Origin of the sequence: Undibacterium hunanense (assembly GCF_014284335.1) — a bacterium.
In the GTDB taxonomy this organism is placed as follows: Bacteria; Pseudomonadota; Gammaproteobacteria; order Burkholderiales; family Burkholderiaceae_D; genus Undibacterium; species Undibacterium hunanense.
This window is the reverse complement of sequence record NZ_JACOGF010000104.1, coordinates 1-222: the sequence shown is the minus strand read 5'-3', so window position 1 is coordinate 222 and position 222 is coordinate 1. Positions and strand designations below refer to the sequence as shown.

The following is a 222-nucleotide window of genomic DNA, read 5'->3' as shown; positions in this document are numbered from 1 at the left end:
AGCCGCCAACTTTGCCTGCACCTGCTGCTGTACCGATGGTGACGGTGCCTGTGTGGGCTGCTACGCTACCCAGGGCAACGGTGTTGTTTTCTGAATCAGCATCAACGATGGTGACGTTTTCTGCGGCGCCTGTGGTCAGGGTGACGTTGAAACGTGGATCCGTATTCAAACCTTCAGCGATGGTCAGGGCAACGGTGTCACTTGTACCTGTGTCAACAGCCA

The 222-nt window shown here is 55.9% G+C and carries 1 protein-coding gene; it reads right to left on the bottom strand.

Annotated features, from left to right (window positions below):
* Nucleotides 1–222 (bottom strand): hypothetical protein (locus H8L32_RS28535; protein ID WP_186951037.1); only part of this gene is annotated, 222 nt, incomplete at both ends.